At 74.2% G+C, this 8,482-nt stretch carries 8 protein-coding genes; 5 read left to right on the top strand and 3 right to left on the bottom strand.

Annotated elements, in window-relative coordinates; genetic code table 11:
- Nucleotides 1-905, top strand: a 905-nt coding sequence (locus tag SSNG_RS34195) for a non-ribosomal peptide synthetase (RefSeq protein WP_042804623.1), incomplete at its 5' end; no start/stop codon positions are given.
- Complete coding sequence (locus SSNG_RS34190) at nt 902-2,161, top strand: cytochrome P450 (RefSeq protein WP_128637611.1); 1,260 nt, start codon at nt 902-904, stop codon at nt 2,159-2,161. The genes SSNG_RS34195 and SSNG_RS34190, both read left to right, overlap by 4 nt.
- Nucleotides 2,162-2,212: 51 nt before the next feature.
- Here SSNG_RS34190 and SSNG_RS34185 read toward each other — a convergent pair whose 3' ends face one another.
- From SSNG_RS34185 to SSNG_RS34175, 3 genes are all read right to left on the bottom strand, one after another.
- Nucleotides 2,213-2,854: a response regulator transcription factor gene (locus tag SSNG_RS34185; RefSeq protein ID WP_007268542.1), complete on the bottom strand. Its 642-nt coding sequence runs from the start codon at nt 2,852-2,854 to the stop codon at nt 2,213-2,215.
- The gene (locus SSNG_RS34180; RefSeq protein ID WP_007268541.1) at nt 2,851-4,011 is read right to left on the bottom strand and encodes a histidine kinase; all 1,161 of its coding nucleotides are present in this window, start codon (nt 4,009-4,011) and stop codon (nt 2,851-2,853) included. Before SSNG_RS34180 ends, SSNG_RS34185 begins: the two co-directional genes overlap by 4 nt.
- A 489-nt stretch (nt 4,012-4,500) precedes the next feature.
- A complete protein-coding gene (locus SSNG_RS34175) occupies nt 4,501-5,184 on the bottom strand; it encodes an NAD(P)H oxidoreductase (RefSeq protein ID WP_007268540.1) in 684 nt (227 codons plus the stop codon).
- 123 nt (nt 5,185-5,307) lie between these two features.
- Between SSNG_RS34175 and SSNG_RS34170 the strand changes: the two genes are divergently transcribed.
- The 3 genes from SSNG_RS34170 to SSNG_RS34160 form a co-directional block, all read left to right on the top strand.
- Nucleotides 5,308-6,267 (top strand): AraC family transcriptional regulator, encoded by a 960-nt coding sequence (locus SSNG_RS34170; protein ID WP_007268539.1) that lies wholly within the window; start codon nt 5,308-5,310, stop codon nt 6,265-6,267.
- 197 nt (nt 6,268-6,464) lie between these two features.
- Entirely contained in the window at nt 6,465-7,730 is a 1,266-nt protein-coding gene (locus SSNG_RS34165; protein ID WP_007268538.1) for a phenylacetate--CoA ligase family protein, read from the top strand.
- Nucleotides 7,727-8,482, top strand: a 756-nt coding sequence (locus SSNG_RS34160; protein WP_007268537.1) for an MFS transporter, incomplete at its 3' end; no start/stop codon positions are given. The genes SSNG_RS34165 and SSNG_RS34160, both read left to right, overlap by 4 nt.

Below are 8,482 nucleotides of genomic sequence, written 5' to 3'. Positions count from 1 at the left end.
ACGCGTACGGTCCGACCGAGTGCACCGTGGCGGCGACCCTGCACGGGCCGCTGTCCGGCTCCGGCGCCCCGCTGATCGGCCGTCCCGTACGGGGAACACGGGTGGCCGTACTGGGCCCCGGACTCCGACCGCTGCCGCCCGGCATGACGGGCGACCTGTACGTGGCCGGCCGCGGCGTCGCCCTCGGCTACCTGGGGCGGCCGGCCCTGACCGCGCAGCGCTTCGTACCCGATCCGTACGGGCCGCCCGGCTCCCTCATGTACCGCACCGGCGACCGGGCCCGCTGGACGGAGGACGGGGAGCTCGCCTACGAGGGCCGCGGCGACGACCAGGTCAAGGTGCGCGGCTTCCGGGTCGAGCCGGGCGAGGTGGAGGCCGCGCTGCGCACGCATCCGGCGGTCGCCCAGGCCGCGGTCGCCGCGCGCCCCGACCCGTCCGGCGACCGGGTGCTGGCCGCGCACCTCGTTGTCCGGCCGGATGCCGCGGACGTGGACGCCGCGGAGCTGCGGCAGTACCTGGGCGGGCTGCTGCCCGGCCATCTCGTGCCCGCCGAGTACCACCGGTGGGACGCGCTGCCGCTGACCGCGAACGGCAAGCTGGACCGCGCGGCCCTGCTGGAGCGCCGCCACGCGGCCGGTCCCGGCGCGGCCGCGCCGGCCGACGGCATCCCGGAGCCCGAGATCGCCCGGATCACCGCGCTCTTCGACGAGGTGCTCGGCGTCCCGGGCACCGGTCCGGACGACGACTTCTTCGGCATCGGCGGGAACAGCATCCGCCTCGTCCAACTGATCACCCTGGCCCGCCGGGCCGGGTTCGGCATCGGCCCGCGCGACGCGCTCGGCGGCTGCACCCCGCGCAGTCTGGCCCGCGCCGCCCGCCGCGAGGAAGGCAGCACCGCCCGATGACCGTCCTGCACCCCCCCGTACCCGTGGACGCGCCGCCGCACCTGTCCGGCGGGCTCGACCTGTCCGCCGGGCTCGACCTGTCCGACCCGGTCCTGCACGCCGAGCAGGACCTCACCGAGGTCTGGCGCACCCTGCGCGACCGGGATCCCGTGCACTGGCAGCCGCCCCGCGACGGCAGGCCGGGCTTCTGGGTGGTGACCCGGCACGAGGACGTGGCGGCCGTGTACCGGGACGCGGAGACCTTCCGCTCCGACCGCGGCAACGTCCTCGACACCCTGCTCGCGGGCGGCGACTCCGCGGGCGGCAGCATGCTGGCCGTGACCGACGGCCCCCGCCACACGCGGCTGCGCACCGCCCTGATGAAGTCCTTCTCGCCCCGGGCGCTGGACGGCGTCGTGCGCAGCGTGCGCACCGCCACCCTGGCCCTGCTGGAGGAGGCCCTCGAACGGGGCGTCTGTGATTTCGCCCGGGACGTGGCGGCGCGGATCCCGCTGCGTGCGATCTGCGATCTGCTGGACGTCCCCGAGGCGGACCGGGACGAGCTGCTCGCCCTCACCTCGGCCGCGCTGGGCTCCGAACACGCGGACGCGGGGCCGGAGGAGGCCTGGCTCGCGCGCAACGACATCCTGCTGTACTTCGCGGAACTGGCCGCGCGCCGCCGGGACTCCCCCGGCGACGACGTGATCAGCGCGCTGGCGGGGTTCCGCCCGGGCGGTGAACCGCTGACCGACGAGGAGATCGTCCTCAACTGCTACAGCCTGATCCTGGGCGGCGACGAGACGACCAGGCTCTCGATGATCGGCGGGGTACGGGCCCTCCTGGCGCACCCCGGGCAGTGGCGGCTGCTGCGCGCCGGAGAGGTGTCCACGCGGTCGGCGGTGGAGGAGGTGCTGCGCTGGACCTCGCCCGCGCTGCACGCCGGCCGGACGGCGGCGGCGGACGTGGTGCTGCGGGGGCGGGCCGTCGCGGCCGGCGACGTGGTGACGGTGTGGAACGTCTCCGCCAACCACGACGAGCGGGTCTTCGACCGGCCGGACCGCTTCGACCTCGCCAGGACCCCGAACCGGCACGTGTCGTTCGCGTACGGCTCCCACTTCTGCCTCGGCGCGTACCTGGCGCGGGTCGAGATCGGGACGCTGCTCGACGGGCTGCGCACCCTGGTGGGGACGATGGAGGAGACCGGGCCGGGCAGTCCCGTCTACTCGAACTTCCTGAGCGGACGGGCGCGTCTGCCGCTCAGCTGGTCGCGGGCGTGAACGGCCGGGGGCGCGTGCGGCGGACGCCGTGCCCGCCCCCGGCCGGGCGGGTCAGAGCCAGCCCTGCTCGGCCGCGATGCGCGTCGCGTCGTACCGGTTGCGCGCCCCCAGCTTCCTGATGGCGCTGGAGGCCACGTTGCGCACCGTCCCCTGGGCCAGGCTCAGTTCGGCGGCGATCTCGCCGATGGACGCTCCGGTGGCCACGACCCGCAGGACGTCGCGCTCGCGCTCGTTGAGCAGGCAGTCGCCGGCCTGGGTGACCCAGGGCAGCACCTCCTCGTCCAGCGTGAGCTGTCCGGCCGCCACTCCCCGCAGGGTGGTGATGAGCTGGGACAGCGGGGCGCTCTTGGACATGACGGCGAGCGCCCCGCGGGCGATGGCGTCGCGTACGACGGACCGCTGGCGCATGGCCGTCATCATGGCGATCCGGCAGGCGGGATGGACCGCGCGGACGTCGCCGAGGAGTGCCAGTCCGTCGCGCCCCGGCAGCCCGTAGTCCAGCAGGATCACGGCCGGCCGGTGTTTGAGCACGGCGGGGACCACGTCCTCGCTGCGGCTGACGGCCGCGACGACCTCGAAGCCGTCGGTGGCGTGCAGGGCCGCGGCGAGGCTGCCGAGGACCATGCGGTGGTCGTCGACGACGAGGATGCGGATGTCCGGCGGAGTGCCGGCGCCCGTCGTCCGCTCGGTCACAGCGCCTCCTCGGGGGATCCGGTGGGGATGGTCCGGGGGATGTACCCGGTGAGGGCGAAGCGGCCGTCCGCCGTGACGTCCGCGTCGAGTTCGCCTCCGATCTCCGTCAGCCGGTCGCGCAGGCCGGTCAGACCCATGCCGGGCCGGGGCGGCGGGACGGCGCCGCCGTCGTCGACGGCGGTGAACGCGATGCCCCGCGGGTCCTCGCCGACCGAGAAGCGGAAGGAGCGCGCTCCGGGGGCGTGCCGGAACACGTTCGTCATCGCCTCCCGCAGCACACAGCCGAGGACCTGGTCGGCCTGCGGCGCGAGCGGCCCGCCGGGCACCTCGAACCGTATGCTGAGCGACAGCCCGGCAGCAGCGCAGGCCTCCTCCGCGCGCCTGCACTCCTCGGCGAAGGAGGTTCCGCGCAGGGACAGGAGCTCCGATTCCATGCGGGAGAGCAGGGTGCGGGCCCGCGCGCCCACGGACTCGATGCCGGACGGGCCGTCACCGGCCGGTGACGGCCCGGGCTGTGCCTGGGCCCGCTCGGCCTCCATGGCGATGAGGGTGAGCTCCTGCCCGACGATGTCGTGGACCTCGCGCAGCAGCCGGTTGCGTTCCATCCCCCTGGAGGCGGAGACCAGTTCCCGCTGGGCGATGCGGGCCTCGCGGGCCCGGGCCACGGCGGCGCGCAGGATGTGGTTCATGGCGACGGCCACGGCGGCCCCGAACAGGGCGGCCGCGGTACCCGGGTCGGCCCCCTCCACGAACCACAGCCCGGTCCCGAGCAGGACGAGCAGACCCGACCAGACGGCGCGCGCCCGGGCCGGGCGGCAGATCCAGACGGAGACGATGGCGGGGTAGGAGAGCATCACCGTGGCGTTCTCGCCGTCGGTGAGGACCAGTCCGACCGCCATGACGGTGACCCCGGCCACCCAGAGGTGCGCCGCCCGGTCGGGGGTCTCCTGTTCCTCCTCCTCGCCGAGGTCCGACACCCAGGGCACGGCGAGGAAGACCGCCGCGAGGGCCATCCCGCAGGCCCAGGCCGCGGGGCCGGCGTCGGTGCCCGTGAGGAGCAGCAACAGCCATATGAGGTTGAGCAGGATCAGCACGGACACGGCCGGGCGCGGGAGGGTCCGGCGGGCTCGCAGGGCGTTCAGCAGTGACAGGGACATCGCGTCACCCCTCGCGCCGCGGCTCTTCCCGTCTGGCGATGGCGCCGGCTCTCCCACCGCTCTGCCAACAGTGGCGACACCTCGGCGTCCTGCTCATGGCCGTACCCCCGTACTTCTGTGCCGCGCCGCCCGGGGGGGTTCGTGCGTTCCGCCCCGGCCTGGGGCGACACTTCGAACGATCACCCAACTCACTGCACATTACATGCGTCTGCCGAGGCGTCAACGCGGATAGATCGTCCCCATTTCAACTGCTGTCGGGGGTCGCGCCGCCCGGCGGCCGGGCCCCACGATACGCGGGACGAGGACACCCTGCGCGCGATCGCGGACATCCTGGGGGCCCAGGCCGACGCGATGGACGTCCAGCTCATCGCGATGTCCGGGCCGTCAGCCGTCGGGCGGGGCGGTTCCGTCCCCTAGGGGGTGGCGGTCACCGCCGGGGTGCGGGGGGCTCCGCCGAGGGTTCTGATGGCGCCCGCGCATCGGGAAGGCTCAGGCCGTCACGAGTTCCTCGGCGGCGAAGCGTTCCACGATCTCCCCGGCGCGCCGGTCGAGGTCGGCGTACTGCGCCTCCCGCGCGGCGCCCGCGACCGCTTCGCCGACCAGCAGGGTGCCTTCGGCGTCGAAGCTCTGCGGGCGCTCCTCCGCGTCGGTGAGCAGGCCGACGGTGGAACGGGAGAAGCCGCAGTAGTAGGCGATGCCCTCGCTCAGGTTGGTTTCGAGGAGCGTCCGCATGCCCTCCACGACGGGGTCGTCGGAGGTGGCGCCGGCCAGGGCCAGCCACAGCATGCGCTTGCCGGCGAGGCGGGGCTTGCTGCGGCCGTAGGCGAAGCCGTAGTTCCACACGCGGTCGATCCAGCCCTTGAGGATCGCGGGCACGTGCTGCCAGTACACCGGGAAGACGGCGACGACGACGTCGGCGTCGAGGATGCGCCGCATGTGGGCGTGCGTCTCGTCCGAGTACGGCTTCTCCCGGTCGCCCCAGTCGGGCTGGTCCGACACGTTCATGCGGGGGTCGAACCCCTCGGCGTGCAGGTCGAGCAGGTCGATGCGGTACCCGGCGGCTTCGAGCCGGGCGGCGGCCCGGCGGGCCGTGTGCGCGGTGAGGGAGTCGGTGCGGTGGTGGGCGACGACCACGAGGGCCGTCCTGGTGTCGCTGCCGTGCTGCTGCGTCACGGTGTTCTCCGTTCTCCTGAACTGGTTCGGTGCGAGGGGTTCCCGTTCGACGAGTCCAGTACAGCCGTGGGGATGTGGATGATCCATGGGAGAAACCCTCCGGAACATAGGAGATCGTCTACGCTGCACCGCGTGGACCTTCTGAGTTCCCTCCTGAGTGGCATCCGGGCCGAGGGCTCGGTCGTCAGCCACGCCGTGCTGACGGCGCCCTGGACCATCCGCTTCGCCGACGGCGCGCCGCTCACCATGATCAGCGTGCTGCGCGGCGGCGGCACGCTGCTGCTGCCCGACGGCACCGAGCGGGCGGTCGGCGCGGGTGACACGGCCATCGTGAACGGTTCCGCGCCGTTCCACCTCGCGGACAGTCCCGGCAGCGTCCACGGCGACCGCGCCGCGTACGAGATCGCCTGCTTCGGCCCGGGCGCCGAGTGCGCCGGCGAGGAACTCGGCGGCATCCGCTGGGGGCTGGAGTCGCCGGAGGCGACCGCGCTGATCGTGGGCGCCTACCGCGCCTCGGGCCGTCGGCACGAGCGGCTCCTGCGGGCCCTGCCGCCCGTTCTGGTGGTGAAGGAGGACGCCGAGGTCTGCGCCTGGCTGGAGACGGCCGCCGCCGACGCCGCGCAGCTCTCGGCCGGTTCGCAGGCGCTGATGGACCGGCTCCTCGACTGGGCCCTGGTGTGCACGTTGCGCAGCTGGTTCGACCGGGCCGGCGCCGACGCGCCCAGCTGGTACCGGGGCCTCGCCGACCCGGTCCTCGCCCCCGCCCTGCAGGCTTTCCACGACCGGCCGGCCGAGGCGTGGACGGTGGCGTCGCTGGCCACCCGGGCCGGCGTCTCCCGGGCGCTGTTCGCCAAGCGGTTCACCCTGCTGATGGGCCGGCCGCCCCTCGCCTACCTCACCGAGTGCCGCATGGACGAGGCCGAGGCGCTGCTGACCGACACCGATCTCGGCGTCGCCGAGATCGGAAGGGCGGTCGGCTATGCCGACGCCTTCGGTTTCAGTGCCGCGTTCAAGCGCCACAGGGGCCTGAGCCCGCGCGCGTTCCGGGCCGCCGCAGCGGCCCAAGTCCCGTCATTTGCTTGAAATTTTTATGGATATGGCCGTGCTGGCCGGAAATCCTTGCTCAATTTGGTGACAGCTGCACTGATGTTTCATCATCGTGACTGCGCGTCATGTTCTGACGTGCAGTGAGGAGACGGGGCGCCGGGGGGTCCCTGTTCTCGCGCTGACCGCGCCCCGCCGTGGCTCCCTTCCCGCTTCCGTCACCTAGGCAAAGGCACATGTCCGCCCAGCAGCTCTCGGACCTCATACGTTTCGCACGTCACAACTCGCCCTTCTACCAGGAGCTCTACGCGTCCCTGCCGCCCGACGTCGACCGCCTCACCGACCTGCCGGTGGTCGACCAGCAGGCGTTCTGGGAGGCCAACACCCTGCACGACAGCCGTGTCCTGACCGGCCCGCTCGGCGAGGCCACGGTCTACAAGACCGGCGGCACCACCGGGTCCCCCAAGTTCTCCGTCTACACGCGCGACGAGTGGCGCACGTTCGTCACCGCCTTCGGCCAGGGACTCGTGGACACGGGCCTGCGCCCGGGACACCGCGTCGCCGACCTCTTCTACGCCGGGGAGCTGTACGCCAGCTTCCTCTTCGTCCTCGACTCGCTCGCCCACGCTCCCGTGGACAACGTCCGCCTGCCCATCGGCGGCGGCGCACCGCTGGAGTCGACGATCCCCACGCTGCGCGACCTCGCCGCGCAGGTCCTGGCCGGGACGCCGACCACCCTGTGCCGGCTCGCCGAGCAGGTCGTGTCGTGCGGTGTCCGGCTCGACTCGGTGGAGTTGCTGCTCTTCGGCGGCGAGGCCCTCTTCGACGACCAGCGGCGCCTGCTGGCCACGGCGTTCCCGCGCGCCGAGGCCCGTTCCGTCGGGTACGCCAGCGTCGACGCGGGCCTGCTCGGCCGGCCCGTGCCCGGCTCCGACGCCCGGGTGCACCGCGCGTTCACGCCGTACTCGGTCGTCGAGATCCTCGACGACTCCACCGGCGAGCCCGTCACCGAACCGGGCCGGCCCGGCCGGGTCGTCGTCACCAGCCTGTTCCGCCGGCTCATGCCGATCATCCGCTACCCCGCGGGCGACCGGGCCGAGTGGACCGGCACCGGTCCCGGGCACTTCCGGATACTCGGCCGCGCCGAGGAGGGCGTACGGGTGGGCCCCGTCTCGCTCTACACCCAGGACGCCCAGGACGCCGTGGCCGCGGCGGACACCGCGGGGGACGTGGTCGGCGTACAGCTCGTCGTCCGCCGCTGGGACGGCCGCGACGGGCTGGTCCTGCGGCTGGCGACGGCGCCCGGTGCGGGGGACGGCCGGGAGGAGCTGGCCGGGGCCGTCGTCGCGGAGCTGGAGAACGTCCGGCCGCTGTATCCGGACAGCGTGCGCGCCGGGTTCGTGCACCCGCTGTCCGTGGAGTGGGTGCGCCACCGCGACCTCGCCGTCAACCCGCGCTCGGGCAAGCTCGTCCGGGTCCTCGACGAGAGGCCGACCGCATGACCGCCGCCGCACCCGTGGCCGGGCCCGGGACGGAGACCGCGCCGCAGAACGGGACGGAGACGGCAGCCGGGACCGGGACCGGGACCGGCCGGCGGCGCATGCCGCTGGTCCTGCGCAACCGCGCCTTCGGTGCCGTGTGGCTCGGCCAGGTCCTCACCCAGGCCGCCGTGCGGATGTTCCAGGTCGGCGTGTCCTGGTGGATCGTGGCGTACGCCGTGCACGACGCCCGCGGACTCGCCTCCGGGCTGTTCATGGCCGCCTGCACCCTGCCCGCCGTGGCGCTGGCGCCCGTCGTGGCCGGCGCCGTCGCCCGCTTCGCGCACCGCTCCGTGCTGCGGACCGCCGCCGCCCTGGCCGGGGCCGCCTCCGGGGCCCTCGCGCTGTGGGCGTACGGGGGCGGGCTGCCGCTCGCCACCGTGTACGCCGCCGGTCTCGCCCTGGCGACCTGCCAGGCGTTCTTCGACCCCTGCCTGACCACCTCGGTGCCCGAACTCGTCGACGACGCGGACATCGAGGCCGCCACCGGCTTCGAACTGTCCACCCAGTCCCTGGCCGGCCTCGGCGGGGCGCTGCTCGGCGCCCTGACCGTCGACCGGGCCGGCCTGGCCGGGCTGGCCGCCGGCTGTACGGCCGCCTACCTCGGCGCGGCCCTCCTCGTCACCGGCGCCCAACTTCCGCACCGGGGACACCGCCGCCGCGGACGCCGGAGCTCGACGCGCCGGACCCGTCCCGGCGGCGGCGCACGCTGCGCG

Origin of the sequence: Streptomyces sp. C, from assembly GCF_000158895.1 — a bacterium.
Taxonomy (GTDB): domain Bacteria; phylum Actinomycetota; class Actinomycetes; order Streptomycetales; family Streptomycetaceae; genus Streptomyces; species Streptomyces racemochromogenes.
Note: the sequence above shows the minus strand (reverse complement) of the source record. Positions and strands in the feature narration are given on the sequence as shown.